The 310-nt window shown below is 66.5% G+C and carries 1 protein-coding gene; it reads right to left on the reverse strand.

Features of this window, described 5'->3' with window-relative positions; translation table 11 throughout:
• The coding region (locus E0702_RS16460) for a CoA transferase (RefSeq protein ID WP_368816923.1) at positions 1-286 on the reverse strand (286 nt) is incomplete at its 3' end.
• Positions 287-310 lie beyond the last annotated feature (24 nt).

The raw sequence follows: 310 nt of genomic DNA on the forward strand, positions 1-310 counted from the left end.
GCAGGCTCAGCAACTCGGTCAGCGCATCGCGGTTTTCGACCCGGCCCGCGTTGGTGGCGAACCGCGGGTCCGAGGCGGTGCCGGGCAGATCGAGGATCTCGCACAGGCTCGCAAACTGCCCGTCATTTCCGACCGCAAGGATCATGTGCCCATCCGCGGCCTCGAAGACCTGGTAGGGCACGATGTTGGGATGCGCGTTGCCGAGCCGCGTGGGCGCTATCCCGGTGGCGAGTTGGTTCATTGCCTGGTTGGCCAGAAGCGCCGTAGCGCAATCGGGCAAGGCCATGTCGAGATGCTGCCCACGCCCGGT

This window comes from Halomonas marinisediminis (assembly GCF_004347715.1).
GTDB classification, from domain to species: domain Bacteria; phylum Pseudomonadota; class Gammaproteobacteria; order Pseudomonadales; family Halomonadaceae; genus Halomonas; species Halomonas icarae.